Genomic DNA, 25943 nt, shown 5'->3' with positions numbered 1-25943 from the left:
TGTGGAGCCACCCCGATCGCGACGTCCGACTCACCATAGTCGGATATCAGTTGGTCAGGCTACTCAGCCCTTGCTGATGGGTGCGTAGCGGAACTTGAACGACGCGTCGAGGACGGTGCCCTCGACATCCTTGCCGACGACCGCCACCTGAGCGCCCTGGAGCAGCGGGATGGTCGACAGGTCGGCCGCCTCGAGATCCTGGATCTGCTCGATGAGCTTCGTCCGTGCGTCGGCGTCCGTCGTCGAGCGCTGCTGGTTGATCAGGTCGTTGACGGCCGGGTTGTCGTAGTGGTTCGCGAGGAAGTTGTCCGTGGCGAAGAACGGCGACAGATAGTTGTCAGCGTCGGAGTAGTCCGGGAACCAACCCAGCTGGTAGGCCGGGTAGACGTCCGTCGTACGGTCCTTCGAGTACTGCACCCACTCGGTCTGCTGCAGGTTGACGGTGAACAGACCGTCCGCCTCGAGCTGGTCCTTGATGAGCGCGTACTCGTCGCCGGAGCCGGAACCGTAGTGGTCACCGTTGTACTGGAGGTTGAGCGCGACCGGAACGGTCACGCCGGCTGCCTCGAGCGTCTCCTTGGCCTTCGCCGCGTCCGGGCCGCCGTCGCCGTCGCCGTAGAGGCCCTTGAGGGACTCGGTGGCACCGGTCAGGCCGGCGGGCACGTAGGAGTAGAGCGGGGTGTAGGTGTCCTTGTAGACGTCCTTGGCGATCGCGGCGCGGTCGATGAGGTCGGCAGCGGCCTGGCGGACGGCGAGCGACTTGGCGGGGTCGGCGTCGGCGGTGGTCGCACCGTACGGCATGGTGTCGAAGTTGAAGACGAAGTAGCGGATCTCGCCACCGGGGCCGTCGATGACCTTGACGTTCTTGTCCTTCTTCAGGTCTTCGATGTCGGTCGCGGAGAGGCTGCGCGACGCGACGTCGATGTTGCCCTGCTTGACGTCGAGCTTCAGGTTGGACTCGTCGGTGTAGTACTTCACGTTGACGGTGTCGTTCTTCGCCTCGCCGAGGAGGCCCTGGTAGTCCGCGTACTTCTTGTACGAGATGAGCTCGTTGAACTTGTAGCTGTCGATCGTGTACTGACCGGCGAAGGCCTTGCCCTTGACGATGTCGTTGTCCGGCGTCAGCTCGGTGGCCGAGAAGACGTCCTCGTCGACGATCGGGCCGACGGGGCTCGAGAGCACCTGCGGGAAGGTCTGGTCGTTCTCGGTCTTCAGCGTGAAGACGACGGTGAGGTCGTCAGGCGCGTCCGTCTTCTCCAGGTTGCCGAGGAGCGACGACGGGCCGTTGTCGTCGGCGATGGCGAGCTGGCGGTCGAAGCTGAACTTCACGTCTGAGGAGGTGAGCTCGTTGCCGTTGGCCCACTTGAGGCCTTCCTTGAGCTTCACCGTGTACTCGGTCGGCGAGGTGAACTCGGCCGACTCGGCGATGTCGGGCTCGACGTCGGGGCTGTTGTACGGCGTGTTCAGCAGGAAGGGGTAGATCTGGTTCATGACGGCGAACGAGCCGTTGTCGTAGGAACCGGCCGGGTCGAGCGTGGTGACCTTGTCGGTCGTACCGATGACGATCGTGCCGCTGGCACCGCTGCTGGAGCCGCTGCCGCCACCGGCGGCGCAGCCGGCGAGGGCGAGAGCGGAGATGGAGAGACCCGCGAGCGCGACGGCGCTCTTCCGGAATCCACTACGTGGGGATGACATTGATGTCGACCTCATTTTCTGTGTGTGAGAGACGGCACGGCTGTGTGCAGGTTCTTCGCACGTGCTTGTAGAGGATTACAGCACGGTCCGAACAACTCCCTCAAACTCAGGAGGCTTCCGGTGCAGATTCGTTACGAGCACGAAACGTGCGCGCGCGGCTGTCGCGACGCAACGACTGCGCGTTTCCGCCGATCCCGACGAGTGTCGGCTTCGAGACGGATCATGGATCACCGGTTGTCGATAGTATACAGTCTACAGATGACAGGTCCGGATGAGGCGGACCTCATCGTTCTGAGGAGCTCGTATGTCTGTGCACCCGCCTGCGGCCACCACCGCTCAGCTCGGCGGCGACACGCCCGCCGCTCCAGGCCTGCGCCCCGCCCAGAGCGCCCGCGTGGCGCGAACACACCTCACCTACCGGGATGCCGCGCCTGGGCTCTCGGTCCGCGAGGCCGACCTCTCGCTCCGCCTGGACGGCGGTGGCCACGGGCTCCTCGACACGACCCACTTCGACACGGTCCGCTTCCCGCCACCGGCCTGGGCGGACGAGGCCATCCGTGAGGCGGTCGCGACCGGCGCCTGGGCGTACACCCCCTACCGCGGCGACCCCGGCGTGCTCGCCGACCTCGCGACGGCGATCGGCGGTTTCCTCGGCAGCCCGGTGGGCCCCGGCAACCTGGCGCTGACGCCAGGCACGCAGGGAGCGCTCTTCACCACGCTCTCCTCGCTCGTCGACGAGGGCGACCTCGTCCTCCTCGCCGACCCGGACTACCTGTTCTGCGAACGCATCCTCGCCTTCCTGGGCGCGCGGGTCGAGCGCATCCCGCTCATCCTGGACGGAAGACAACCGAGCCTCGACCTCGACGCGGTCGAACGGTTCCTCCCCGAGCAGCCGAAGCTGCTCATGTTCTCGCACCCCAACAACCCCACCGGCGCCGTGTACCCCGCGGACATGATCTCCCGGGTCGCCGACCTCGCCCTCGCCGGCGGGTTCCGTGTCCTCGTCGACGAGCTGTACAGCCGACTCCTCTACACCGATGTCCCGTTCCCGCACCTCCGCTCGGAGCCCGGCATGGCGGATCGCACCATCACGCTCCTCGGCCCCTCCAAGACCGAGTCCATGAGCGGGTTCCGGATCGGCGTCGTCGTCGCCCCGGAGGACGTCATCGCGTCGGTCGAGCAGACGCTCGCCATGACCTCGCTCCGCGCGCCCGCCTACGCCCAGCGCATGCTCGCCCGGTGGCTCGTCGACGACGACGACTTCCTCCGGGAACGCATCGCCGACCTCGAGGCGATCAAGCGGACCACCGTCGAGAGCCTGTCGCGGGTGCCGGGGCTGCGGATGACGCCGCAGGACGGGACGGCCTATCTGTTCCTCGACGTCTCCGCCTTCGGGGTGTCGGACGTCGAGGTGGCCGGAGCCCTGCAGCGCGAGGCTCAGGTCGTCGTGTCTCCCGGGTACCAGTTCGGCCCCTCCGGAACCGGCCACTTCCGGATCTGCTACGCCCGCGACGAGACCGAGTGGGCGGCGGCGCTCGAGCGGATGGTCGCCTGCCTGACCGGACTCGCGACCGCGGCCGGCATCGAGGCATGATCGATGCGACGGTCCGGCCGGCCGGCGCCTACTCGGTCGCCCGGCTCGTCGACGACCTGGTGCACACGGCCGGCATGACCCCCCGCGTCGACGGCGCGCTCCTGGCGACCGGGCGGATCGGCCGTGAACTGGACGACGTCGAAGCGCTGGCAGCCACCCGAGTGGCAACGGAGCGAGCCCTCGCGGCCGCCGCGAGCGTCGTACCCGAGGGCAGAGCGCTCGGAGAGGTCGTCTCACTGACGGTGTACCTCGCGGTGGCCGACGGGTTCGTCCGGCTGAGCGAGATCGCCGACGCGGCGAGCGCCGTCGTCGTCGAGCGTTTCCCGGACGCCGCCCTGCCCGTCCGGGCCGCACTCGGTGTCGCTGCGCTTCCCGGCGATGCGCCCGTCGAGATCCAACTCATCGCCCGCTTGCAGCCGGGTTCGGACGCCTGGGACTGAGGCTGCCCTCGACCGGGAATCGGGCCATGCCGACGCTCAGGGTTCGAGACGCGGGATCGGGACGCCGAGCCGGCGCGCCTCCAGGCGGGTGTCCGCCAACACGGCGAGTGCTTCCGCGGCGCGAGGGTCGGTGTGTGCGGCGAGGCTTCGACCGGCCATCGGGACGAGCTTGGTCACCCACGCCGATGCGGCCGCCATGGGGCCGGGGAACCTGAACGGCAGGGTGGCGCTCCGATGCCGTCCGAGGTCGACCCCTCTGGCCTCGAGGAGTGGGAGCAGCGCACGCGCGGTCGCGAACGCGGTGCGGAACGCCTGGCGGTCGCCGATCATCCGGGCGAGCGATCCACTCCGAAGCGCCTGGGCGAACATGCCGGCGTCGGCCACGAAGTGCAGCCACAGCCATCCGCGCATGTCCGGCTCCCGACGGACCGAGAGGCCCGTCTCCCGCAAGGCGGCGACGACCGCCGCCTCCCGCATCGAAGCGGATGCGCCGTCGGTGCCGACGACGACCGAGGGGAGCGACGCCACCTGGAGGACGCCGTCCTCGCCGAATCCGCCACCCGCCTGCGGGAAACCGAACACGACCTGATCTGCGGGCAGTGGTGCGACCGCGTCGAGTGGTTCCTTCCAGACGTTGCCGAACACCAGCACGCTCGCCTCGCCGATGCGTGGGGCCAGGAACGCCGCCGCTTCGGCGAGCCGATGGTGGCCGACGCTGAGCACGATCAGCTCGAACCCGTCCGCAGCATCGAGCGTCTCGCGCAACGACGTCCGGAACGTCTCCTGCCGTCGCCGCCCGAAGGGCTTCCGCCGTCCGTCGATCCAGTCCAGCCGAACCTCGTCGCCATACTCCTCGGCGCGTCCCGGCCGCACGTAGAACTCGACGTCGTGCCCGGCCTCGTCGAGCATGCGGCCGTAGACGGTGGCGATCACCCCTCGCCCGAACATCAAGATCCGCATCGTCGACTCCAGTCATAAGATGGAGATCGTCTCCATGTACACAAGATATGGAGATTACCTCCACTTGTCAACGGAAGGCGGCCCGATGCCGGAATCACGCCCGCTCCGGGCCGACGCACGTCGGAACCGCGACGCGATCGTCGCTGCGGCCCGGGAAGCCTTCGACCAGGACGCGCAGCTGCGGTTCGACGACTTCGCAGCACGGGCGGGCGTGGGTGTCGGCACGCTCTACCGGCACTTCCCCACCCGGGCGGCGCTGGCAGCCGCGGTCTACGAGGGCGAGGTGGCGACCCTCTGCGCCGAGGCCCAGGACCCGGCACGGACCTCCGCAGACAACCTGGTCGCCTTCCTGCGCGGGTTCGTGGAACACGTCGTGGCCCACACCGGCCTCGCCCGCGCTCTCGCGGCCTTCGTCGACCCGGACGTGCAACGGACCGGTGGCGGCGAACTCGAGCGCACCGTCGCCGAGCTCCTCACCCGCGCTGTCGCCGACGGGGACATGCGCGACGGCGTGCCCGTCGGTGCCGTCATGGTGGTCCTCCACGGCATCGGCTCATCGACGGACCGCCCCCACTGGCCGTCGGAAGCCCGGGCGGCCGTCGAGGTGCTCGTCGCCGGCCTGCGGAACGTCGCCTGACGAACGGTCCGACCGGCTGCGGATCCGCCGGTCAGTACCCCCGCTCGGCGTCGAAGCGGTTGAGCAGGGGTTCCCCCGCGCGATATCGGGCGAGGTTGTCGATGAACAGCGCCGTGAGGGTCGCGTTCTCGCTCTCCACCGTGGACGCCGAGTGCGGCGAGATGAGCACGTTGTCGAGGTCCCAGAGCGGCGAGTCCGCGGGCAGCGGCTCCTCGCGGAAGACGTCCAGGGCCGCACCGCCCAACCGGCCCGAACGGAGGGCGTCGATGAGGGCGTCCTCGTCGATCACCTGTCCGCGCGAGATGTTGACCACGGCGGCCCCCTCGGGGAGGAGCGCGATCCGCTCGGCGCTGATGAGGTTCTCGGTCTCCGGCGTGAGCGCCGTGCACAGCACGAGCACCTCGGTGCCCGGCAGCACCTCCTCGAGGCGGTCCACATCGCTCAGCTCGACGCCCTCGGGCAGCTCGTAGGAGCCGCCCACCCGACCCACGGCGGTCACCCGGGCACCGATCGCGTCGAAGGTCCGCACCACGTTCGATCCCATGCCACCCACGCCGACGACCGTGACCCGCATGCCGGCCAGCTGCCTGGTGGTGTAGCGCTCGAACCGGCGCTCGCGCTGCCGACGCTGCAGATCCGGCAGGCCCTTCACGACGAAGAGCGCCCCGGTGAGGGCGAACTCGGCGAGCGGCACGGCATGGACGCCACCGGCCGTCGTCGCGACGATGCCGCTCCGGTCGAGGCCGGTGCGACGCATGAACGCGCCGATGCCGGCGCTCGTCGCCTGGATCCACCGCAGCTTCGGAGCGCGCTCCGGCAGCGCAGCGGGATCCTGCCAGTCGAAGTCGAACGCGACCTCCGCCCGCGCGAGCATGTCCTCCCACCGCTGTTGGTCGGCCGCGGAGAGCTGCGGCGTGGGGCCGTGGTGGTCCGACACGTACTGCGGGGCACCGACGAGCGCGGGGTCGTAGAGCACCTCCACGTCCGGGTGCGAGGCACGGATCGCCTCGACGTGCTCGGGTTCGAGGTGGCTGGCGATGAGGATCTGCATGATGGTCCATCCTGCCGCGGGCGCGGCGGTGCGTTGGTCGTGACGCGGCGTGCCGCGATGTCGTCCGGTCAGGCGGTCGGCCAGGGGGCCACCGCTGCGAGCCGTTCGGCGGTGAGCGCGGGCCGGACGCCGTCAGTCCCCTCGGTCACCGCACGAACCCGCAGGACCGAGCTCGGTCCACACGCGATCGGGACGAAGCCGGGCCCGTGACCGGGCATGGGTGAGCCACCGTGCACGATGATCCCGACGGTGATCCAGTCGCGCCGGTACCCCATGTTGTGGCGGACGTCGAGGTGCTCGACCGCGAACAGGTCCCCGAGCCGCATGTCGATCCCCGCGAGTTCAGGCGAGTCCGGGACGACGGCGAGGTCCACGTCCCACTGGTGTGCGGGCCGACCGATACCGTTCCCGGCCACCTTGCCCGGCAGCACGCCGACCACGTCGAAGCCCACGACACCCTGCTCGACGGTCATCGGGAGGGCGTCGAGGAGCGCGGGGTCGATGTTCAGCAGGACGATCTCCTCGGGCAGGTCCTCGCGTCGCAGCCCCTGGCCCATGGCGTGCACCGCGACCCGGTCCCCGGGCAGCAGGGCCGCCATCGTCTCGTCGTCGAAGGACACGATGACCCGTCCCGCCTCGCCGCGTTTGCCGACGACCGAACCGGTCGCCCCCGTCGCGGCACCGGAACGCACGGTCGCGCGGTTGCCGATGCAGGCGAACGAGGTCAGCCCGAAGCGCGAACCGGCGTCCGGATGGACGAGCGTGACCCCCGGTGCCGCGTGGTCGGCGTCGGTGGCGAACACCGAGTCGCCGAGGTGGACGCCGAGCACGATGCCGCCGTCTCCGATCGGCACGTAGGGGTGTCCGTCGCGGTCGATCCGGTACGACACCATCGGAGTGAGGCCGGCGTGCTCGACGAAGCCGAGCAGGTTGTTGGCGATGATCGAGCTCATGCGGCCGTCTCCGTCGTGGTCGTGGTCGTGGTGGTGGCGCGGCCCATCCCGGCGAGCGCGACGCCGAGGTTCGCGGCGCGATCGTCGACGACGGTGAACGCCGACGCCGGTCCGGACAGCAGGGTCGACGGCCCCGGACCGTGCCCGAAGAGCCGACACTCGCCCGTGGAGATGACGCCGATCGTGATCCAACCCGGCCGGTAGCCGCGGCCGTAGGAGTGGTCCTGGTCCTCGAGGACGACGATGTCGCCGATGCGGAGCGACTCGAGGCCGAGCGAGAGGTCCTCACTGAGCCCGGGGTAGGCGCCCATCAGGTCGGTGTTGGCGAACTCCGAGAGCATGCCGCCTCCTGCGCCCGCCGCCTCCGCCGGGACGCGCATGGCGACACCGACCTGGAGCGTCCCGTCGGTCGCCGTCGAGAACGGCAGATGCGGGAGCAGCCGCGGGTCGAGGTTCTTCACCCGGACGTCCGGGTGGTCGAGGAGGCGCAGGCCCTGACCGCGGGCCTCCACACTCACGGCGTCACCGGTGGTCACCTGGCGGAGCGAGCCGTCGGCGAAGTCGGCGAGGACATAGGCATGCTGACCGATGACCACACCCTCCGCTCCGACGGCGGCACCCGAACGCACCGTCACGACGTTGCCGACGCAGCTGAGGAACTGCAGTGCGGCGTTCGCCTCACCGCCCGCATGCCGGATCGACAGCCCGGGTTCGAGGTGGTCGCTCGCGTAGCCCGTGGCCGCCTCGCCGACGTGCGCACCCATCGTCACCCCGCCCATGCCGGGCAGGATGAAGGGGTGGCCGTCGGGGTCGACCCGGTAACCGTGTCGGTCGGCCTGGGGCGGCCAGACCTCGCCGGTCAGGATCTGCGTGACCAGGCGGTCCTCGTTCGTCCTGAGACTCATGCCGTCGTTCCCTTCGGGACCGGTGCGGTGCCGAGGGCGAAACCGCGGATACGGAGCGGCGGCGCGGTGGCGGCACCGTTGAACACGTTCATGAGCGGCTGGCTCAGGGAGACGGAACCGACGCCGTCGACCCGGGCGAGACTCTCGAGCACGCTCACCGTGAACCGCTGCGACTCGACCGGGCGCGTGATCCGGCCGTTCTCGATGAGGAAGCACGCATCGCGCGTGACCCCGGTGATCGTCGAGCGGACCGGGTCGACGGTGCGCGTGTACCAGAAGCGCTGCAGGTAGACCCCGCGCTCGACACCCGCGATGAGGTCGAGCTCGGTGGTGTCGGCGGCGCGGAGGATGACGTTCATCGGGATCGCATGCGGCGCCTCCTCCCGGGCGATGTGGAAGTTGCCGCTCGACGCCGTGCCGAGGGCGAACGCAGTCTCGCGGTCGGTGACGACCTCGGCCACCCGCCCCTGGTCGAGGAACGGGACGTCGCGCTTCGTGGTGCCCTGGAAGTCGAACGGGAACGGGAGACCGAGGTCGGCCGTCGCGTCGTCGTGTACGGAGACGAGCGATGAGGCTGCCTGCTCGCCTGGGCGGGTCGCTGCCGTGCCGAAGCCGGATGCCAAGGCTCCGCCCGTGAAGCCGAACGCTCCGAAGAAGTCGAGGAACTCACCGGCGGCGAGCGCCCCGAGCACCACGTCGTACTCACCCGGGGCGAGTGGCGCACGGCCCCGCGCTGCGGACGCCTCCGCAAGCGTCCGCTCGACCGACTCCGCCGCGAGCAGACGGTCGGAGGATCGGGAGAGGTCCTTCCAGTGGGACGAACCGTCCTCGATGCGGACCGTGAGGGAGCCCTGCGCCTCGGTCGCCGCGGCGTACCGGGAGGTGCCGCGCTCGCGGTCGTGGAAGGCGACCTCGGTGACCGCGCGGCCGAACATGCCCGCAGCAACGCCACCGGCCCGGTCGGCCTCAGACATCGCGCGGTCAGCGAGGGCGACGTGTTCGCCGACGTCCCAAGCCGCCGTGTCCTCACCCCAGAGCAGGGCGCCGGACGCGGTGCGGCCGGACACCTCCGGCTCGTCGACCGGACCGGGATCGGCTCGAGGAGCAGCGGCGGGGAGTCCTCGCTCGGCCTGCTCGCGCGCGGCGGCACTCGCGTTCGCGACCGCCCGCCCGAGCCCGGCGATGGAGCTGGCGGCAGCGAGTGACGCCCGCCCGTCCACCTCGGCGCGGACCATGATCTGCACCTCGTCGATGGCCTGGCTCTGGTGCACCCGGCGGCCGGCGAAGCGGGTGAAGTCCCCGCGCCGACCGGTGAGGAAGGCTTCGATGCGGTCGGCCGGGGCGTCGCGCAGGGCGGCCTCGAGCGCCTCCGCGGCTCGCTCGCCGCCCACGACGGGCCTGAACGCGGTGGTGGTCGTGCTGTCGGTGTCGCTCATCGGTCCACTCCGATCCGGAGGTTCCGCACGAGCGTCGGCGACGCGCCGTGCCCGAGGAAGCCCCATTGCTTGGGTTCGCCCTTGCCGCAGGGCATGCCGAAGGCCTTGAACTCCTCCGGCCCGGCGACCGCCTCGACGGACTGCCAGAACTCGGGCGTCGTGCCGCCGTAGGAGAAGCCACGCAGCAGGCGACCCCGCCGACCGTGCTTCACCTCGTACGCGACCTCGGTGCCGAACTGGAAGTTGTGGCGCCGTTCGTCGATGGACCAGCTGCGGTTGTCGTCGATGTAGTACCCGTCGCCGAGGCGCTCCTGCAGTTCCTCGGTCGACCCACTGCCGGGTTCGAGGAACACGTTCGTCGCGAAGCACACGGGGGTGTAGCCCCAGCCGTCCGAGCGGGCTGCGCCGATCGACGGCACCCCGATCCGGGCGGCCGAGTCCCTCGTGGAGAGGAAGTTGCGGATGATGCCCTCGGAGATGAGCGGCTGACGGGACGCCGGGACGCCCTCGTCGTCGAACGCGAAGGAACCTCGGGTGCCGGGCACCGTCGGGTCCGAGGTGATGTTCACCGCCTCGGAGCCGTAGCGGAGCGAGCCGACCGCGTCCGGTCCGATGAAGGAGGTGCCCGCGTAGTTCGCCTCGTCGCCGAGGATCCGGTCGAGCTCGAGCGCGTGACCCGTGGACTCGTGGATCTGCAGCGCCATCTGGGCGGGGCCGATGATGACGTCGGCCGTGCCCTGCGGCGCGAGCGGGGCGGTCAACAACTCGACGGCCTCCCGACCGATGCGGTCGGCCTCCTCGACCATCCGGAGCCCCTCGACGTACTCCCAGCCCGCCTGCGCGGTGTTGCCGTGGAACGAGTTGGGGAAGGAGCGACGTTGCATCGTGCCGTTGCCGACCGCGTTCACGAGCGCCATCGCGCCGCTCTCGATGAGGTGCTGGTGCTGCATCGAGCCCTCGGTGTTGGCGAAGTGCCGGTGCTGCCGTTTCGCGTTCAGACCGGCCTGCGCCATGACGACCTCGACGGGGGCGCTGGCGGCGCTCAGGATGTCGCCGAGCAGGGCCTGGCGCGTCGACGCCGAGACCGCGAACGGGTCGAGGACGACGTCGGTCGCGTACCGGCCGCTCACCGGTGGCATCGGCGGCAGCTCGGTGCGGTGGGCGTCCGAGACCCGGTCGGCGTTCCGCGCGTTGGCGAGGGCACGATGGGCGGCGAGCGTCAGGTCGTCGTCGTCGTCGATCGGCACGGAGGCGAACCCCCAGCTGCCGTTGAAGAGCACGCGCACACCGACGCCGAGGTTGTGCTCGATCCGCTCGTCGAGGCCGGACTCCAGCGTCGAGTACAGGCGGACCTCCTCGGCTTCGATCAGGCGGGCGTCGGCATAGCTGACGCCCGGCACGTCCACCGCGGCGAGGACCGTCGTGAGCATGGTCGCGGCGGCCTGGTCGTCCGCGAGCTCGCCCCACGCATGAGCCGCAGCGTCGACCGCGGCGAGCGGCGCGACCGTGTCGGCGCTCGTCACGCGCGGACCGCCTCGGTGTCGTCCGCGTCCGACGGGGCGAGCGCGAGCGGGAAGTCGCACCATGCGCGGGTGCGGAACGACAGCTCGAACGCGTTGATCGTCTCCTGGACGAGCGCGCCCTGGTCGAAGTTGCCCTGGTTGAAGTCCTCGCCGGACAGGATCTCGGTGGCGAAGTCCTTGCAGAGGTTCGAGTAGAAGAGGAACGGCCACGGCTCCGTGGACGCCCCGCCCTCGGGGAAGAACTCCTGCGGGATCTCGAGCTCCTCGAACTCGACCTGGTCCTTCTTCGCGACCTTGATCGTCTGGCAGATCCCGGCCTCCTCGACCAGGCGGACGATGATCGCACCCTCCGAGCCGTAGATGCGGGCCTCGATGCCGGGGAAGTTGCCGACGGTGACGTAGGACGACTGGATCGATGCGAGACGACCCTGCTCGAACTCGGCGATCCACATGTCGCCGTCGTCGATGTTCATGCGCTGCATGGCGCCCGTGTCGCGCACCATCCGCTCGGGGACGAAGTTGCGCATGGTGCCGACGACACTCGTCATCGGGGCGTCGAGCCACCAGTGCATGATGTCGATGATCGGTGCACCGTAGCCCTCGATGGAGGACACGGCGATGACGTCGGGGTCGGCGTCCGGGTCCACCTGGCGCAGCGGCGTCTTCGGGTCGATCCACTGGCTGTTCTGCTCATAGCCGTTGAAGATGTACGGCTCGCCGATGAAGCCCTGGTCGATGAGGTGCTTCGCGTACTGGATCGCCGGGGCGAAGCGGAAGGTGAAGCCGAGCTTCGTCTTCACGCCCCGTTCGGCGGCGAGCGCCGCGGCGCGCCGGGTCTCGGTGTAGTCGCTGTTGACGGGCTTCTCGCAGAGCACGTGCTTGCCCGCGGCGATGGCCGCCATCGAGATCTCGAAGTGCATGGCGTTACCGGTCGCGACGTCGATGACGTCGATATCGGGGTCGTCGATCAGTTCGCGGTAGTCGGTGACGGCGCGCTCGATGCCGAACTCCGCGGCCGCCGAGGCGAGCGCCTCCTCGTCGATCTCGGCCAGCGCGACGACCTCGACGCGCGGGTCGCGCTGCCAGCCGGGGATGTGGGAGCGGACGGCCCAGCGGCCGGCACCGACGACGGCGACTCGGAGCTTGCGATCGGACATGGTGGTTCTCCTTCTGCGGGTGCCGGCATCGTGCGATGCGCGGACGGTGGTGGGATCGGTCGGAGGTTCAGGTCACGCGCGCTGCAGGCGGACGCGTGGGTCGATGACGGAGTAGAGGAGGTCGACGATGAAGTTGACGACCACGATGAAGAGGGCCGAGAAGAGCACCGTGCCGACGATCATCGGGGTGTCGAGGTTCGAGATCGCGTCGAAGGCCAGCCGGCCGATGCCGTTCAGCCCGAAGACGGTCTCGACGATGACGACGCCGCCGAGGAAGTAGCCGAAGTCGAGCCCGATCATCGTGACGAGCGGGATGGCGACGTGTCGGAAGCAGTGGCGCCAGAGGATGGTGCGCTCCGGCATGCCCTTCGCCCTGGCCATACGGACGAACGGCGAGTCGAGGGTCTCGATCATGTTGGTGCGCGTCATGCGGGCGTACCAGGCGCCGCCGCCCGAGCCGAGGGTGAAGGTCGGGAGCACGAGGTACCAGATGATCGGATCGCCGAGCCCGTTGAGCGGGAACAGTCCCCAGCTGAAGGCGAAGTAGTAGATGAGGAGCAGGCCGAGCCAGAAGGACGGTGCCGAGAGCCCGATGAGCGAGACGAAGGTCACCGTGCGGTCGACCCAACCACCGCGACGGTAGGCGGCGTAGATGCCGGCCGGGACGCCGAGGATGATCTGCCAGATGAGCCCGCCGATCGCCACGAGCACCGTCGTCGGCAGGGCGGAGACGATCCGCTCGAACACGCTCGTCTCCCGCAGGACGTAGGAGGTGCCGAGGTCGCCGCTCAGGAGCCGCCCGATGAATCCCAGGTACTGCTCCCACAGTGGGGCGTCGAGGCCGAGCTGTGCGCGGATGGACGCGATCGTCTCGGCGCTCGCGTTCGGCCCGGCGAGCGTGGCCGCGGGGTCCGCGGGCACGGCGTAGACGAGGAGGAACGCGAGGCTGACCACCCCGAAGAGGACGAGGGCCATCTGGCCGAGTCGTCGTGCAAGCCACCAGAACACGGTCTACCTCGCCATCGGTGCTGCGGAGTCGAGCATCTCGGACAGCCAGTCGCCGACCAGGTTGAACGCCATCACCGTGACGATGAGGCAGATGCCGGGGATGAAGAGCATCCAGGGTGCGATCTGGAAGTAGGTGCTGCCGTCCGAGATCATCTGGCCCCACGAGGCCTGCGGGATCGGGACACCGATACCGAGGAAGGACAGCGCGCTCTCGATGAGGATCGAGGACGCGACGCCGAGGGTGGCGTACACGATGATCGCCGGCAGCAGGTGGGGGATGATGTGCTTCCACATGATCCGGAGGTGACTGACGCCGAGCGTGCGGGTCGCGACGACGAACTCGCGGTGCTTCAGCGAGATGACCATGCCGCGGATGATGCGGGCGAGCGTCGTCCAGTAGATGAGGGCGATGACGATGATGACGTTCGTGGTGCTCCGGGTGGTGACCGCGATGAGCGCGGTGCAGAGGAGCAGGATCGGGAACGAGATGACGACGTCGGTGATCCGCATGAGGACGGCCTCGACGATGCCGCCGAAGTAGCCCGCGATGACACCGACCGTCACTCCGACGATCGTCGCAAGCCCGTTGGCGACGATGCCGATGACGAGCGAGACCTGCGTCCCGGAGATGAGTCGTGAGAGGACGTCGCGGCCGAGGGCGTCGGTGCCGAGCAGGAAGCCGGGCGTGCCGGGCGGGAGGGGCTGCCCCTGGGGCCCGAGCCCGATGTCGTTGTAGGTCTGGAGCGGGTCGTGCGGGGTGATGAGCGGCGCGAGCACGGCGATCAGGGCGATGAGCAGGAGCACGACGAGCGACACGAGGGCCGCGGGGTCGCGTCGGAGACTGCGCAGCACCTCGCGGGCGCGCATGGGCCGGTCGTCGTCGGTGGCCGCCAGGTCGACGCCCTGGCCGATCACGGGAGGGAGTGCTTCGCTCATGCCTCGGCTCCGATCCGGACGGGTTCCGGCACCAGCACCGGATCTGCGAAGTGACAGGCAGCGTCCTGGCCCGAGCTCGTCGTCCGCAGCGGCGGGGCGACCGTGCGACAGACCTCCTGGGCCATCGGACACCGCGGGTGGAAGCTGCAGCCGCTCGGCGGGTTCGCGGCGCTCGGCGGTTCGCCGGTCAGGCGGACCCGCGGGAGGCGCGTCGAGCGGTCGCGGACGATCGGCTCCGGCACGGCCGACAGCAGCGCCTTGGTGTACGGGTGCTGCGGGTTGTCGAAGATCTCGTCGCGCGTCCCGATCTCGACGAGGCGACCGAGGTACATGATCCCGACGTGGTCCGCCATGAAGCGCAGGGTCGACAGGTCGTGGGAGATGAACAGGTACGCGAGGCCGAGGTCCTCCTGCAGGTCCTTCAGCAGGTTGAGCACCTGGGCCCGGACGGAGACGTCGAGGGCGGAGACCGCCTCGTCGCAGAGGATGAGGCGTGGGTCGACGCAGAGTGCCCGCGCGATCGACACGCGCTGGCGCTGACCGCCCGACAGCTCGCGTGGACGCCGCTCGACGAAGCTCCGGGAGAGACCGACCTGGTCGAGGATGCCCTCGACCGCCCGTCTGGGATCGGTCGCCTTCGTGGTCCGGAGCGAGATCGCCTCGAGCAGCGTCTCCCCCACCTTCATCCGCGGGTCGAGCGAGTCGTACGGGTCCTGGAAGATCATCTGCATCGTGCGCCGGTACTCGGCGAGCCGACGTCCGCGCAGCGCTCCGACGTTCTCACCGTTCAGGCGCATGCTGCCGGCGGACGCCTGGTTGATGCCCATGAGCGTCCTGGCGATGGTGCTCTTTCCGGAGCCCGACTCCCCCGCGATGCCGAGGGTCTCGCCCGCTCGCAGCCGGAAGCTGACACCCTGCACGGCGGGGACGCGCGCGGCACGGCGACCGATGCCACCGGAGCGTCGGAAGGTGACCTCGAGGTCCTGCACCTCGAGCAGCGCCTCACCGGTCCGCGACCGGCTGCTCGGACCGTTGACGAGGTCCGAACCGTCCAGCCGGCTCATGCGGCCGACTCCTGCTCGACGGCGAACGCCTCGGGGGCGACGACCCCGCACGCGACCCGCTGTCCGGTTCCGCCGAGTGGCGCTTGGACGAGCGCCGGGTCATTCGTAAGGCACGTGTCGATCGCGGCCGGGCAGCGCGGCGCGAACGAGCAGCCTCGCGGGCGGCGGCCGGCGGTGGGCGGGGCGCCGGAGATCGTGCGGAGGCGTGGCGGGATCGGCTCCGAGAGCTTGAGGATGGAGCCGAGGAGTGCGTGGGTGTACGGGTGCTGCGGGTCGCCGACGATCTGCTCGGCCGTGCCCTCCTCGACGATGCGGCCCGCGTACATCACGAGGATGCGATCGCAGAAGCTCGAGATCACGCCGAGGTCGTGGCTGATGAGGATGACGCCCGTGTCCTGCTCCGAGACCATGTCGTCGAGCAGGTCGAGCACCTGGGCCTGCACGGTCACGTCGAGCGCGGTGGTCGGCTCGTCGGCGATGAGCAGCTTCGGCGAACAGGCCGTGGCGATGGCGATGCAGACGCGCTGCCGCATGCCGCCCGAGAACGCGCCGGGGAAGTCGTTCATGCGGGCCTCGGCGTCCGGGATGCCCACGCGGCGCAACAGGTCGACGGCACGTGCCCGGGCGGCGACCCGTCCCATACCGAGGTGCGTCTCGAGCGACTCGGTGATCTGACGACCGACCCGCATGAGCGGGTTGAGGCTCGACATGGGGTCCTGGAAGACCATGGCGACCTGCGAGCCGCGCCACTGCTGCAGCGCCCGATCCGAGTACCCGAGCACGTCCTCGCCGCCGAACCGGACCGAGCCACCGGCGATGACCCCCGGGTCCGACACGAGCCGCATGACGGCCTGCGAGGTCAGGGACTTGCCGGAACCCGACTCCCCCACGATGCCGACCCGCTCACCGGCCGAGACCTGGAACGAGACGCCGTCGACGGCGTGGAACGGGTCTCCCGACGAGGTCGGGAAGTCGACCACGAGGTTGGAGACGTCGAGCAGCGCACTCATGTCGCGTCCTTTCGGTGGGGGCGCCGCGGGTGGTCCGTCGAGGGACCACCCGCGGTTCGGGTGCCGTGGTTCCGTGGTGCGGTGATGCGGTCGGCGCGCCGGTGCGCCAGGTGCTGCTGGACCGGTGACTACCGCTTGGCGGTGCCGTCCGACTTCCAGTACTCAGCCATGTCCCAACCCCAGATCGGCTGCGGGAAGTACCCCTCGATGCCGGTGCTGTGGAGCTCGGTCTTGGTGCCGAAGTACAGCGGCACGATCGGGTTGTCGGCGAGCATGAGCTTCGACGCCTCCTCGTACTTCGCGGTCGCCGCGTCCGGATCGGTCTCGGCGAGCGCCTGGGCGACCAGCTCGTCCATCTCCGGGTTGCAGTAGTACGCGTAGTTGTGGCCCTGCGGGACCGCCGACGCACACGACATGAGTGCCTGCAGGAAGTCCGAGCCCTCCGGGTAGTCGGCCACCCAGAAGGTCAGGGCGAGCGGGGCCTTGCCGGCTCCGGCCAATTCGCTGAAGGTGTTCGGGGCGAGCGTCTGCAGGTTCACGTCGATCCCGATGGCCTTGAGGTCCTGCTGCATCTGCGGCGCGAGGGCCGAGAAGGGCGGGACGTTCCAGGCGTACATGTCGGTCGAGATGCCGTCGGCGAAGCCCGCCTCCGCGAGCAGCTTCTTGGCCTTCGCGACGTCCTGCTCGTGGGTCATCTCGTCACCCGTGTAGCCGAGGACCTTCGGCGGGATGAACTCGGTCGCCGCGGTGCCCTGCCCGTTGACGAGCTTGAGCAGCGCCTTCCGGTCGAAGGCGAGGGAGACCGCTTCACGGACCTTCGGGTTGTCGAAGGGAGGCGTGTTGACGTTCATCGTGAGGTAGTAGGTGCTCGGCTTCTCGATCTCGACGAGCTGGTCCTTGAGCTTCGGGTCCGAGGTCACCTGGATGAACTTCGCGGGCGGGATCGGGCTGCCCATCAGGTCGATGTCGCCCTTCTGGAGCATGAGGACCTGGTTGTCGGGGTCGACGCCGAGGATCATGCGGATGTGGTCGGCGTAGGGACGCGGCGAGTCCCAGTAGTCCGGGTTGCGGTCGAGCGTGATCTCCTTGCCCGCGCTGAAGGTGTCGAGCGTGAACGGCCCGGAGCCGACGGGCTCGGTCGCGACGGTCCCGCCGCTGCCCTCGGGGATGATCGAGCCGGCGGGCATGGCGAGGATGTACTTGAACGAGGAGTTCGGCGTCGCCAGCGTGATCTTCAGGGTCTGGTCGTCGACGACCTCGATGCCGCTCGGCAGTCCGGTCGGGTTGGCGGCGTACTCCTCGGCACCGGCGATGCCGCGCCAGAACTCCGCGAGGCCCGCCTTCGTGGCGGGGTCGAGGACGCGGGCGTAGGAGTAGGCGACGTCCTTCGCGGTGAGCGGGTCACCGTTGCTGAAGGTGAGCCCCTGCTTGAGCTTCATCGTGTAGGTGAGGCCGTCGTCGCTCACCTCCGGGAAGGACTCGGCCGCCTGGAGCTTCAGCTCGCTGGTGTCGCGGTCGTAGTCGTAGAGGCGGTCGAACATCATCCGCATCATGTTCCAGCACGTCGCGCCCGTGCAGACGGCCGGGTCGAAGGTCTCCGGATCGGATGCGGCCGCGGTCGTGATCGTGCCGCCGTACTTGGGGTCGCCGCCTGCGGCGGACGTACTCCCGCCGCCCGCACCGCCAGCGCTGCACGCGGTCAGGGCGACCGCGAGCGCTGCTCCGAGCAGCGCGCCTCGCAGTGTCTTCTTCACTGAGTACTCCTGTCAGGGTTGTGCCGGACCTCCTGAGGAAGCGAGCCGCCGACGGAACGTTCATGTGCTGTTGGTGGACAATATCACAGACTGCACACTGTCGACAATCGACAACAAGGAATGGCTTGAGCTAGGATTCGGGCATGGAAACTCTCGAACGAACCGGGTTGACAGGGGCCGCGGTCAACGAGCTCCGGGAGGCGATCCTGGAGGGTCGTCTCGTCCAAGGGGAGCGTCTCAGCGAGGTGAACCTCTCGACCACGCTCGGTGTCAGTCGCGCGCCGGTCCGAGAAGCGCTGCTCCACCTCGAGCAGGAGGGTCTCGTCGTGTCGCTGCCCTACAAGGGCGCGTCCGTCGTCACGCTGTCACCGCAGGACTTCCTCGAGCTGTCCACACTGCGGACCGCGCTCGAACGACTCGCCTGGTCACGCGCGATCGAGCGAGCCGGCGAAGACGAGGTGAGCGCCATGCGCGCCATCATCGAAGAGATGCGCGTCGCCGTGGAGACGGATCAGAAGGCCAAACTCGTCCGCCTCGACATCGACTTCCATGATCAGGTGTTCCTGCTCGCCGACCATTCGCGTCTCTACACCGCCTGGCAGGCCATCAAATGGCAGGTCGCGCTCTTCCTCCTCACGCGACGCGTCAAGGTCGACGACTACCACAGCATCATCGTGCAGGAGCACACCGAACTCCTCGACCTGCTCCTCGAACGACGGGCGGCCGAGATCGACGAGACCGTCGAACGCCACATCGGCTCCGGCTACGGGCGCGTCAGTGAGCGGCTCGCCGGAGACGCCCGAGCCGCGCAGCACGACGACCCGGTCGCCGGAACGGCGTGAGGCCCCGAGCGCGGTGACCACTCCGCGATGCGGGCGGCGTCACGCGCCTGCGGGACGCAGGCTCAGTCGTTCATGGCGGCGTTGGCCGCCTCCTGCGCCTTCTTGAGTCCGTCGGCCACGGGCGTCGTGCCCGCGAAGATCTCCTTGAAGATCGGGTCGTACGCCGCGAGGCCCTTGGCGTAGCTGGCGCCCGTCGGAGGTGCGATCGTCTTCGCGTGGTCGTCGATCACGTCGAAGAAGGGCTGCACGTCGACGTCCTCACCCTTCCAGTACGAGAAGTACTGCTTCTGGGCGGCGGTCACCGCGGGGACGGCCGCGCCGGACGAACCGACGGGCGCGTTGCCCTCGGTGCTGCCGAGCCAGGCGAGCACCTTCTTCACCTGGTCGCGGTGTTCCGTCGCCGCGTTGCCCGCTGCCGCGATGCCGTTCGTCACGCTCACCCGACCGGCGGGACCGGACGGGAGCTCGGCCACGCCCCAGCGGAAGTCGGCACCGTCGTGGACGGCCTTCAGGCTGTAGAGCCCCGACTGGAACATCGCGACCTTGCCCTGGATGAAGGCGTCGCGCGCGAAATCGCCGTCGGCGTTCGTCGACGCGGCCGGCGGGGCGACCTTGGCACCGTTGATCGCGTTCACGAGGTAGCTGATGGACTCACTCGTCTTCGGGTCGTTGAAGGCGAAATCGTCGCCGTCCTGGTACGTGCCGCCGTTCGAACCGATGAAGGGCAGCAGCACCGCCTGCAGGTCGTAGCCGAGGCCGGTGCCGTAGGTGGCCGGAGCCGCCGGGTTGAAGCCAGGCTGGTCGGCCGAGACACCGGCCGCGTCCTTCGTCAACTTCTTGGCCAAGGGCAGGAACGTGTCCTTCGCCGTGTCGGGCGACCAGGTCGCCTTCGTGAGCTCCTCGGGCTTCACGCCGGCCGCGTCGAGCAGGTCGGCGTTGTAGTAGACCGCGATCCCGGCGTCCGACAGCTGTGGCACCGCCCAGAGCTTGTCGTCGCGGGTGAACTGATCGACGACGCTCGGCGCCCAGGCCTTCGAGGCGTCGTCGCCGAGGGTCTGCCCGACGTCGAGGAGGCTGCCGCTGTCGGCGTATCCGGCGAGGTAGGTGTTGTTCAGCCAGAAGACGTCCGGTGCGGTGTCGGCCGCGACGTCGGTGCGGAGCTTCGTCCAGTAGTCGGCCCACTCCACGACGTCCACCCGGACGCGGATGTCGGGGTTCTCGCGCTCGAACGCGGCGAAGGAGGTCTCGTAGGCGTCGGCGACGGCCGAGTCCCAGACCCGGACCGTCACGGTCGTGCGTTCCGTCGACCCGGCGGCACACCCGCTCAACAGCAGGGCCGAAGCGCCCGCGATCGCAAGGGCGGCGTGTCGCTTGTGCATGAGCATCCTTCGTTCCGGGGACCTCAGGGAGGCTAGCAGTTCAGTCTGAAGGCCCGCGAAGTGCCAGGGACGGGCTGTGACGAGGTCAGCGTGAGGACCACCACTCGAGGAGCCGACGCGTGGCCTCCTCCTCGCCGAGCGGGCCCTCGTCGAGGCGCAGCTCCAGCAGCCAGCGGTAGGCCTCGCCGACCTCGCGACCGGGCGCGATGCCGAGCACCTCCTGGATGCGGTTGCCGTCGAGGTCCGGGCGGACCGATTCCAGCTCCTCCTGCTCCTGGAGCTCGACGATGCGGTGCTCCAGGTCGTCGTAGGCGAAACCGAGCCGGTCGGCCTTGCGGCGGTTGCGGGTCGTGACGTCGGCCCGGACGAGCATGTGGAGCCGTTCGAGCAGCGGGCCGGCGTCGCGCACGTAGCGCCGCACCGCCGAGTCCGCCCACACGCCCTCCGAGTACCCGAAGAACCGCATGTGCAGCTCGACGAGCCGCGCGACGCTCTTGATGGTGTCGCCGTCGTAGCGGAGCGCGGTGAGGCGCTTCTTCGCGAGCTTCGCACCCACGAGGTCGTGGTGGTAGAAGGTCACCGCGGCGCCGGGGCCGATCTTCTTGGTGGCCGGCTTGCCGATGTCGTGCAGGAGCGCGGCCCAGCGGAGGACGAGGTCCGGCGCCTCACCGGGGTGGCGTGCGTGCTCGTAGCCGATCGCCTGCTCGAGCACGGTGAGCGAGTGCTGGTAGACGTCCTTGTGGTGGTGGTGCTCGTCGGGCTCCAGCCGGAGCGCGGGCAGCTCGGGGAGGACGAGGTCGGCGATGCCGGTGTCGACGAGCAGCTCGAGGCCGGCCCGCGGACGGTCGGTCGCGAGCAGTTTGCCGAGCTCGGCCTGGATGCGCTCGGGGCTCACGATGGAGATGGTCTCGCGACGCTCCTCCATCGCCTGCACGACGTCGTCCGCGGGGTGGAACCCGAGCTGCGAGGCGAACCGGGCGGCCCGGAGCATGCGCAGCGGGTCGTCGCCGAAGGAGACCTCGGGGGCGCTCGGCGTCCGCAGCAGCTGGGCGACGAGGTCCTCGACCCCGCCGGAGGGGTCCACCAGGGTGATCTCGGGCACGCGGAGCGCCATCGAGTTGACGGTGAAGTCGCGTCGCCGCAGATCGTCCTCGAGGGTGTCGCCGAACGCGACGACGGGCTTCCGTGTCACGCCGTCGTACGCGTCGGCCCGGTAGGTCGTGATCTCGACCGTGTCGGCGTGCTCGACCCCGGCGTCGTCGACGACGGACACCTTCGCACCGATCGTGCCGAAGTCGCGGCCGACGTCCCACCACGCGCTCGCGATCGGCTTGAGGACGGAGAGGATCTGATCGGGTGAGGCGTTCGAGGTGAAGTCGAGGTCGCTGACCTGCCGACCGAGCATCGCATCGCGGACCGGACCGCCCACGAGGGCCAGCTCGAAGCCGGCTTCGGCGAACACCGTCGCGACCCGGGCGACCACGGGCGACGAGGCCAGGTCCCGCAGGCGCACCAAGGATTCCGCCACGCTCACCATGGGATCAATCGTAGCCGGACGGCACCGGAGGCCCCGTCGCCGACAAGCTGACGCCGCGAGTGGACGACGGCCGTACAATAACGAGGAACCCACTCCCCAGCAGACCAGAGGCGGACACGATCACGAACGAACTCGACGACCAGCGGATCACCGTCGGCACTCAGGCACCGACGGCCTTCACCAGTACCGTGAAGGACTCCAATCCGCCGGAACTCCCGTTCACCACGGCTCCGGAACTCGTGCTCGTCACCGGCGGCTCCCGCTCACCGCGGTTCGAGCGCCCCGACGTGGTCCAGCGCAAGGGCATCTACACGCTCATCAACGGGCACCTCACGCCGCAGCAGTCGATGGTCGAAGACCTCCTCGCCGTCGCCGAGGCGCTCGACGCGGCGGAGATCGAGTACCTCCTCATCCGCGGGGAGCACGACCGGCCCGTCATCGTCATCGACCGCTCGCTCCGGAAGCGCCTGCAGGCCGCCCTCGCCGAGGCGTTCGCCGACGAACCCTTCTACAGCGTCCCGATCAAGGCGCGCATGGACTCCATGAAGCCCGCCGGCGAACCGCACCTCCTCTCCGACGGCCTGCTCGCCGGCTCGCGCAAGGCCGAGGTGTTCCGCCTCTACCGACCGCGCATCGAACCGCTCGGTCGCCTCCGCTACGGCATGGAGACGGCGCTGCAGCTCGAGTTCTGGCGGTTCGGCGACGAGGAGATCACCGCTCCGGTCGAGAACGTCCTCATGCGCACCTACATGCCGCGCACGGAGGCGGTCGAGACCACCGTCGAACGGTACGGCCGCACCTGGCGCACCCTCGAGCACATGTTCGGTGCGCTCGCGAGCGACGTCACCTTCGACATCGACCTCGTGTTCTCGTGGGTCGACGGCTCGTCGGAGGAGTTCCAGCGCGCCAGGGCGAAGCGCATGCAGAGCTACGTCGTCGGCGACGGCGACGACTCCGACGCCCGGTTCCGCCAGATCAACGAGCTGAAGTACGCGCTCCGCAGCGTCCACACCTTCGCCCCGTGGATCCGGCGCATCTTCATCGCGACCGACTCCCCCGCGCCCGAATGGCTGGCGGAGCACCCCAAGGTCACCATCGTGCGCAGCGAGGAGTTCTTCGCCGACCTCGACGCCCTCCCGACGCACAACTCCATGGCCGTCGAGAGCCAGCTCCACCGCATCGAGGGGCTCTCGGAGCACTTCCTGTACTCCAACGACGACATGTTCCTCGGCCGGCCGATCAGCCCCGAGCTGTTCTTCTCACCCGGCGGGATCAGCAAGTTCGTCGAGGCGACGACCCGTATCGGTCTCGGCGCGAACGACCCGTCCCGCAGCGGCTTCGAGAACGCCGCCCGCGTGAACCGTCGCCTCCTGCACGAGCGCTTCGGACGCGTCACCACGAGGCACCTCGAGCACTGCGCCGCACCGCTCCGCCGCAGCATCATGGCGGAGATGGAACAGGAGTTCGCCGAGGAGTTCCGTTCGACGGCCCACAGTGCCTTCCGCGCGGCCGACAACATCTCGGTGACGAACTCGTTCTACCACTACTACGGCCTCATGACCGGGCGAGCGGTGCAGCAGACCCAGGCGAAGGTCCGCTACATCGAGACCACGCTCAAGCAGTCGCTCGGACAGATGGAGCGGCTCCTGAAGCGACGCGACCAGGACATGTTCTGCCTGAACGACGGCAGCCGCCCGGAGATCTCCGTCGAGGAGCGCACCACCGCGGTGATCGACTTCCTCGACCGCTACTTCCCGTTCCCGGCTCCGTGGGAGCGCGAGGCCGCCGTGCCGAGCACCCTGGAGATCGAACCCGCCAAGCTCAGCTGAGCGTGCGCCCGCCCTTCGACAGGCTCAGGGACCGACGCGGTCACCGAGCCTGTCGAACCGGACTCACGGGACGATGCGCTCCTCGCGGAGGCGGTCGAAGATCGCCGTGAACGCGTCCAGGGTGCGCCGGTAGCCGGTGAACCCGGCGAGACGGCTCTTGCTCATGTCGGTGACGACCTCGATGTCGCGCCCCAGGTCGCCGTCGGTGTGCCACCAGGACGCCACCCGCGCGAGGTCGGGCTCGACCAGACCGTGTTCGGCCACCAGCTCGGCCCACTCGCCTTCGAGCCCGACCATCTGCTGCTCGAGCGGACGCGGTGCGTCGCGGAACCCCTCCGCCTCGACGCCGAAGTACGCGGCCAGGCGAGGCCACATCCAGCGCCAACGGAAGACGTCGCCGTTGACGATGTTGAACGGCTCGTTCGCTCCGGCCGGCGAGGTCGCCGCCCACAGCATCTGCTCGGCGAGGAGTCCGGCGTCCGTCATGTCGGTGAGCCCGTTCCACTGGGTCTCGGAGCCGGGGAACACGAACGGACGTCCGAGCCGCTTGCAGAGCGAGGCCTGCACGGCGATCGTCGACGCCATGTTCATCGCGTTGCCGACGGCGTGCCCGATCACCGTGTGCGAGCGGTGCACCGACCAGGTGAAGCCCGACCGAGCGGCCGCCGCGAACAGCTCGTCCTCCTGCTCGTAGTAGAAGTTGGGCGTGTCGAGGCGGGGCTCGTCCTCGTGGAACGGGGTGTCGGGCATCTCACCCGCCGCGTAGGCCTCGAACGGGCCGAGGTAGTGCTTGAGGCCGGTCACCAGGGCGACGTGCTGCACCGGCTCGTCCGACAGCGCGGCGAGGAGGTCGCGGACCATGCCGCCGTTCACCCGGATGTTCTCGGCCTCGGAGTCCTGCCGCGACCAGGCCGTGAAGAACACGTGGGAGACCCCGCTGCCACCGAGGACCCGACGGAGGTCGTCCGCGTTCCGAAGGTCGGCGGCGACGTGCTCGACCTGCGGGTGGGACACGGGAGCACTGCGGGAGAGGGCCAGGATGCGCCAGTCGCCGTCGGCCAGGAGGTGTGACACGATCGCTGCGCCGGTGATGCCACTGGCGCCGACGACGAGTGCGGTGCGACGGTTCGGTGAAGAAGTCATCCGTCAACGATAGGCGCGTCCGCGCGACGGTCCTCCCGCAACGGCGAGGTCGCAGCCCTTCGGCAGGCTCGGAAACCAGGGGCGTCGCGGTGCAGCGAGGCCTAGGCCATCACGCCGATCGGCATCGTGAGCGGCGGCTCCGGCTCCACGCGGACCGTGTCCGACACCGGGAGCTCGACGCCCGCGAGCGCGAGGCGGCGGGCGCTCTCCTCGGGGTCGATGTAGTGGAGCGGGGGCGTCTCGCCGAGCGGGACGACGGAGTGCAGCACCGTCGACCCGTACACGTGCACGAGGTTGAACGCCCGGGCACCGTCGCGTCCTCGGGTCCCACCGACGGGCACGTTGAGGTCCTGGGTGTAGCACGTCGCCGATGCGACCGAGACGGGGATGCCGGCGAAGGTCGCGGTCGAGGAGTAGTGGAGGTGTCCGGCGAGGATGCTGCGGACGTCCGAGCCCTCGAGGACCTCGGCGAGCTTCGGCTGGTCGCGCAGCTCCACGCTCACGGCCAGGTCGAGCACGCTCGGCACCGGCGGGTGGTGCATGGCCAGGATCGTTCCGTGTGGAGCCGTGGTCGCGAGCTCCTCGGCGAGCCAGTCGAGCTGGGCGTCGGACACCTCGCCGTGGTGGTGGCCGGGCACGCTCGAGTCGAGACTGATGACCCGGAGGCCGTTGACGTCGTAGACGCGGTCGACGGGGCGGGTCGTGGGGACCTCACCGAACAGCCCGGCGCGGAACGCCTGGCGGTCGTCGTGGTTGCCCATGACCCAGATGATCTGGGAACCGAGACGAGCGGCGACGGGTTCCACGATCGCGCGGATGCGGTCGTACGCGTCGGGTTCGCCCTTGTCGGCGAGGTCGCCGGTGAAGATGATCGCCTCCGGACGCCCGCCGGACGCCTCGAACTCCGCGAAGAGCTGCCGCAGGTGCGTTTCACTGTCGACCGCTCCGTACAGGCTCCCCCCGCCGGCGAGGAGGTGCGTGTCGCTCACATGGAGCAGGAAGTGATCAGGCCTCGGGTACTCGGCCGTGCGAAGACTCACGTGACAACTCTCGTTCGAGCGATGCTCTCCGAACCGCATCGCAGCTGTTC

General features: G+C 69.5%; 22 protein-coding genes. 5 read left to right on the top strand and 17 right to left on the bottom strand.

The genetic code is table 11. From position 1 onward, the window contains the following. Window positions 1-63: 63 nt before the first annotated feature. Window positions 64-1695 carry an ABC transporter substrate-binding protein gene (locus ASE44_RS13545; RefSeq protein WP_056010334.1) on the bottom strand — a complete coding sequence of 544 codons (1632 nt, stop codon included), beginning with the start codon at window positions 1693-1695 and terminating at the stop codon, window positions 64-66. A 304-nt stretch (window positions 1696-1999) separates the two neighbouring features. On the opposite strand from ASE44_RS13545, the gene ASE44_RS13540 reads away from it, so the two are divergent. Further along, entirely contained in the window at window positions 2000-3289 is a 1290-nt protein-coding gene (locus ASE44_RS13540) for a pyridoxal phosphate-dependent aminotransferase (protein WP_082456016.1), read from the top strand. After that, a complete protein-coding gene (locus tag ASE44_RS13535) occupies window positions 3286-3729 on the top strand; it encodes a RidA family protein (protein ID WP_056780615.1) in 444 nt (147 codons plus the stop codon). The genes ASE44_RS13540 and ASE44_RS13535 overlap by 4 nt, the downstream gene beginning before the upstream one ends. Window positions 3730-3765: 36 nt before the next feature. Here the strand turns inward: ASE44_RS13535 and ASE44_RS13530 are convergent, their stop codons facing one another. Next, window positions 3766-4689, bottom strand: coding sequence for a ketopantoate reductase family protein (locus tag ASE44_RS13530; protein WP_056780612.1), 924 nt, complete (start codon window positions 4687-4689; stop codon window positions 3766-3768). An 85-nt stretch (window positions 4690-4774) separates the two neighbouring features. Between ASE44_RS13530 and ASE44_RS13525 the strand changes: the two genes are divergently transcribed. After that, window positions 4775-5326 carry a TetR/AcrR family transcriptional regulator gene (locus ASE44_RS13525; RefSeq protein ID WP_056010328.1) on the top strand — a complete coding sequence of 184 codons (552 nt, stop codon included), beginning with the start codon at window positions 4775-4777 and terminating at the stop codon, window positions 5324-5326. A gap of 31 nt (window positions 5327-5357) precedes the next feature. On the opposite strand, the gene ASE44_RS13520 is transcribed toward ASE44_RS13525, so the two are convergent. The 11 genes from ASE44_RS13520 to ASE44_RS13470 form a co-directional block, all read right to left on the bottom strand. After that, window positions 5358-6377, bottom strand: coding sequence for a D-2-hydroxyacid dehydrogenase (locus tag ASE44_RS13520; RefSeq protein ID WP_056010326.1), 1020 nt, complete (start codon window positions 6375-6377; stop codon window positions 5358-5360). 68 nt (window positions 6378-6445) lie between these two features. Further along, window positions 6446-7330 carry a DUF4438 domain-containing protein gene (locus ASE44_RS13515; protein WP_056780610.1) on the bottom strand — a complete coding sequence of 295 codons (885 nt, stop codon included), beginning with the start codon at window positions 7328-7330 and terminating at the stop codon, window positions 6446-6448. Continuing rightward, window positions 7327-8235: a DUF4438 domain-containing protein gene (locus ASE44_RS13510; protein ID WP_082456015.1), complete on the bottom strand. Its 909-nt coding sequence runs from the start codon at window positions 8233-8235 to the stop codon at window positions 7327-7329. The genes ASE44_RS13515 and ASE44_RS13510 overlap by 4 nt, the downstream gene beginning before the upstream one ends. After that, window positions 8232-9671, bottom strand: coding sequence for a metallopeptidase TldD-related protein (locus tag ASE44_RS13505; RefSeq protein WP_082456014.1), 1440 nt, complete (start codon window positions 9669-9671; stop codon window positions 8232-8234). Before ASE44_RS13505 ends, ASE44_RS13510 begins: the two co-directional genes overlap by 4 nt. After that, window positions 9668-11194: a TldD/PmbA family protein gene (locus ASE44_RS13500; RefSeq protein WP_200921073.1), complete on the bottom strand. Its 1527-nt coding sequence runs from the start codon at window positions 11192-11194 to the stop codon at window positions 9668-9670. The genes ASE44_RS13505 and ASE44_RS13500 overlap by 4 nt, the downstream gene beginning before the upstream one ends. Next, window positions 11191-12351: a Gfo/Idh/MocA family protein gene (locus ASE44_RS13495; RefSeq protein ID WP_056780607.1), complete on the bottom strand. Its 1161-nt coding sequence runs from the start codon at window positions 12349-12351 to the stop codon at window positions 11191-11193. The genes ASE44_RS13500 and ASE44_RS13495 overlap by 4 nt, the downstream gene beginning before the upstream one ends. Window positions 12352-12423: 72 nt before the next feature. After that, entirely contained in the window at window positions 12424-13359 is a 936-nt protein-coding gene (locus ASE44_RS13490) for an ABC transporter permease (protein ID WP_157579953.1), read from the bottom strand. Between the two features lie 3 nt (window positions 13360-13362). Continuing rightward, a complete protein-coding gene (locus tag ASE44_RS13485) occupies window positions 13363-14295 on the bottom strand; it encodes an ABC transporter permease (protein WP_056010316.1) in 933 nt (310 codons plus the stop codon). After that, window positions 14292-15359, bottom strand: a complete 1068-nt coding sequence (locus tag ASE44_RS13480) for an ABC transporter ATP-binding protein (protein WP_056780605.1) — start codon at window positions 15357-15359, stop codon at window positions 14292-14294. Before ASE44_RS13480 ends, ASE44_RS13485 begins: the two co-directional genes overlap by 4 nt. After that, window positions 15356-16369 (bottom strand): ABC transporter ATP-binding protein, encoded by a 1014-nt coding sequence (locus tag ASE44_RS13475; protein WP_056780603.1) that lies wholly within the window; start codon window positions 16367-16369, stop codon window positions 15356-15358. The genes ASE44_RS13480 and ASE44_RS13475 overlap by 4 nt, the downstream gene beginning before the upstream one ends. Before the next feature lie 128 nt (window positions 16370-16497). Continuing rightward, window positions 16498-18123, bottom strand: coding sequence for an ABC transporter substrate-binding protein (locus ASE44_RS13470; RefSeq protein WP_056010310.1), 1626 nt, complete (start codon window positions 18121-18123; stop codon window positions 16498-16500). A 143-nt stretch (window positions 18124-18266) separates the two neighbouring features. Between ASE44_RS13470 and ASE44_RS13465 the strand changes: the two genes are divergently transcribed. Next, window positions 18267-18965, top strand: a complete 699-nt coding sequence (locus tag ASE44_RS13465; RefSeq protein WP_056780601.1) for a GntR family transcriptional regulator — start codon at window positions 18267-18269, stop codon at window positions 18963-18965. 62 nt (window positions 18966-19027) lie between these two features. Here ASE44_RS13465 and ASE44_RS13460 read toward each other — a convergent pair whose 3' ends face one another. Continuing rightward, window positions 19028-20344 (bottom strand): sugar ABC transporter substrate-binding protein, encoded by a 1317-nt coding sequence (locus ASE44_RS13460; protein ID WP_056781221.1) that lies wholly within the window; start codon window positions 20342-20344, stop codon window positions 19028-19030. Between the two features lie 85 nt (window positions 20345-20429). Further along, window positions 20430-21881, bottom strand: coding sequence for a CCA tRNA nucleotidyltransferase (locus tag ASE44_RS13455; RefSeq protein ID WP_056780599.1), 1452 nt, complete (start codon window positions 21879-21881; stop codon window positions 20430-20432). Between the two features lie 188 nt (window positions 21882-22069). Here ASE44_RS13455 and ASE44_RS13450 point away from each other — a divergent pair, with 188 nt between their 5' ends. Continuing rightward, window positions 22070-23710 carry a stealth family protein gene (locus tag ASE44_RS13450; RefSeq protein WP_369796452.1) on the top strand — a complete coding sequence of 547 codons (1641 nt, stop codon included), beginning with the start codon at window positions 22070-22072 and terminating at the stop codon, window positions 23708-23710. A gap of 63 nt (window positions 23711-23773) precedes the next feature. Here ASE44_RS13450 and ASE44_RS13445 read toward each other — a convergent pair whose 3' ends face one another. Continuing rightward, the gene (locus tag ASE44_RS13445; RefSeq protein ID WP_056780597.1) at window positions 23774-24853 is read right to left on the bottom strand and encodes an SDR family oxidoreductase; all 1080 of its coding nucleotides are present in this window, start codon (window positions 24851-24853) and stop codon (window positions 23774-23776) included. A 101-nt stretch (window positions 24854-24954) separates the two neighbouring features. After that, the gene (locus ASE44_RS13440) at window positions 24955-25932 is read right to left on the bottom strand and encodes a phosphodiesterase (protein WP_056010303.1); all 978 of its coding nucleotides are present in this window, start codon (window positions 25930-25932) and stop codon (window positions 24955-24957) included. Window positions 25933-25943 lie beyond the last annotated feature (11 nt).

Source organism: Plantibacter sp. Leaf1, from assembly GCF_001421315.1.
Taxonomy (GTDB): domain Bacteria; phylum Actinomycetota; class Actinomycetes; order Actinomycetales; family Microbacteriaceae; genus Plantibacter.
The sequence above is the reverse complement of the archived record's forward strand: the minus strand, read 5'-3'. Positions and strand labels throughout refer to the sequence as shown.

Excerpts from the sequence above, each read along its gene's own strand:
- ASE44_RS13455 (WP_056780599.1), bottom strand. The coding sequence starts at position 21,881 with ATGGTGAGCGTGGCGGAATCCTTGGTGCGCCTGCGGGACCTGGCCTCG.
- ASE44_RS13445 (WP_056780597.1), bottom strand. The coding sequence starts at position 24,853 with ATGACTTCTTCACCGAACCGTCGCACCGCACTCGTCGTCGGCGCCAGT.
- ASE44_RS13505 (WP_082456014.1), bottom strand. The coding sequence starts at position 9,671 with ATGAGCGACACCGACAGCACGACCACCACCGCGTTCAGGCCCGTCGTG.
- ASE44_RS13535 (WP_056780615.1), top strand. The coding sequence starts at position 3,286 with ATGATCGATGCGACGGTCCGGCCGGCCGGCGCCTACTCGGTCGCCCGG.
- ASE44_RS13465 (WP_056780601.1), top strand. The coding sequence starts at position 18,267 with ATGGAAACTCTCGAACGAACCGGGTTGACAGGGGCCGCGGTCAACGAG.
- ASE44_RS13475 (WP_056780603.1), bottom strand. The coding sequence starts at position 16,369 with ATGAGTGCGCTGCTCGACGTCTCCAACCTCGTGGTCGACTTCCCGACC.
- ASE44_RS13545 (WP_056010334.1), bottom strand. The coding sequence starts at position 1,695 with ATGTCATCCCCACGTAGTGGATTCCGGAAGAGCGCCGTCGCGCTCGCG.
- ASE44_RS13525 (WP_056010328.1), top strand. The coding sequence starts at position 4,775 with ATGCCGGAATCACGCCCGCTCCGGGCCGACGCACGTCGGAACCGCGAC.
- ASE44_RS13460 (WP_056781221.1), bottom strand. The coding sequence starts at position 20,344 with ATGCACAAGCGACACGCCGCCCTTGCGATCGCGGGCGCTTCGGCCCTG.
- ASE44_RS13440 (WP_056010303.1), bottom strand. The coding sequence starts at position 25,932 with ATGCGGTTCGGAGAGCATCGCTCGAACGAGAGTTGTCACGTGAGTCTT.
- ASE44_RS13510 (WP_082456015.1), bottom strand. The coding sequence starts at position 8,235 with ATGAGTCTCAGGACGAACGAGGACCGCCTGGTCACGCAGATCCTGACC.
- ASE44_RS13540 (WP_082456016.1), top strand. The coding sequence starts at position 2,000 with ATGTCTGTGCACCCGCCTGCGGCCACCACCGCTCAGCTCGGCGGCGAC.
- ASE44_RS13480 (WP_056780605.1), bottom strand. The coding sequence starts at position 15,359 with ATGAGCCGGCTGGACGGTTCGGACCTCGTCAACGGTCCGAGCAGCCGG.
- ASE44_RS13520 (WP_056010326.1), bottom strand. The coding sequence starts at position 6,377 with ATGCAGATCCTCATCGCCAGCCACCTCGAACCCGAGCACGTCGAGGCG.
- ASE44_RS13485 (WP_056010316.1), bottom strand. The coding sequence starts at position 14,295 with ATGAGCGAAGCACTCCCTCCCGTGATCGGCCAGGGCGTCGACCTGGCG.
- ASE44_RS13495 (WP_056780607.1), bottom strand. The coding sequence starts at position 12,351 with ATGTCCGATCGCAAGCTCCGAGTCGCCGTCGTCGGTGCCGGCCGCTGG.
- ASE44_RS13530 (WP_056780612.1), bottom strand. The coding sequence starts at position 4,689 with ATGCGGATCTTGATGTTCGGGCGAGGGGTGATCGCCACCGTCTACGGC.
- ASE44_RS13515 (WP_056780610.1), bottom strand. The coding sequence starts at position 7,330 with ATGAGCTCGATCATCGCCAACAACCTGCTCGGCTTCGTCGAGCACGCC.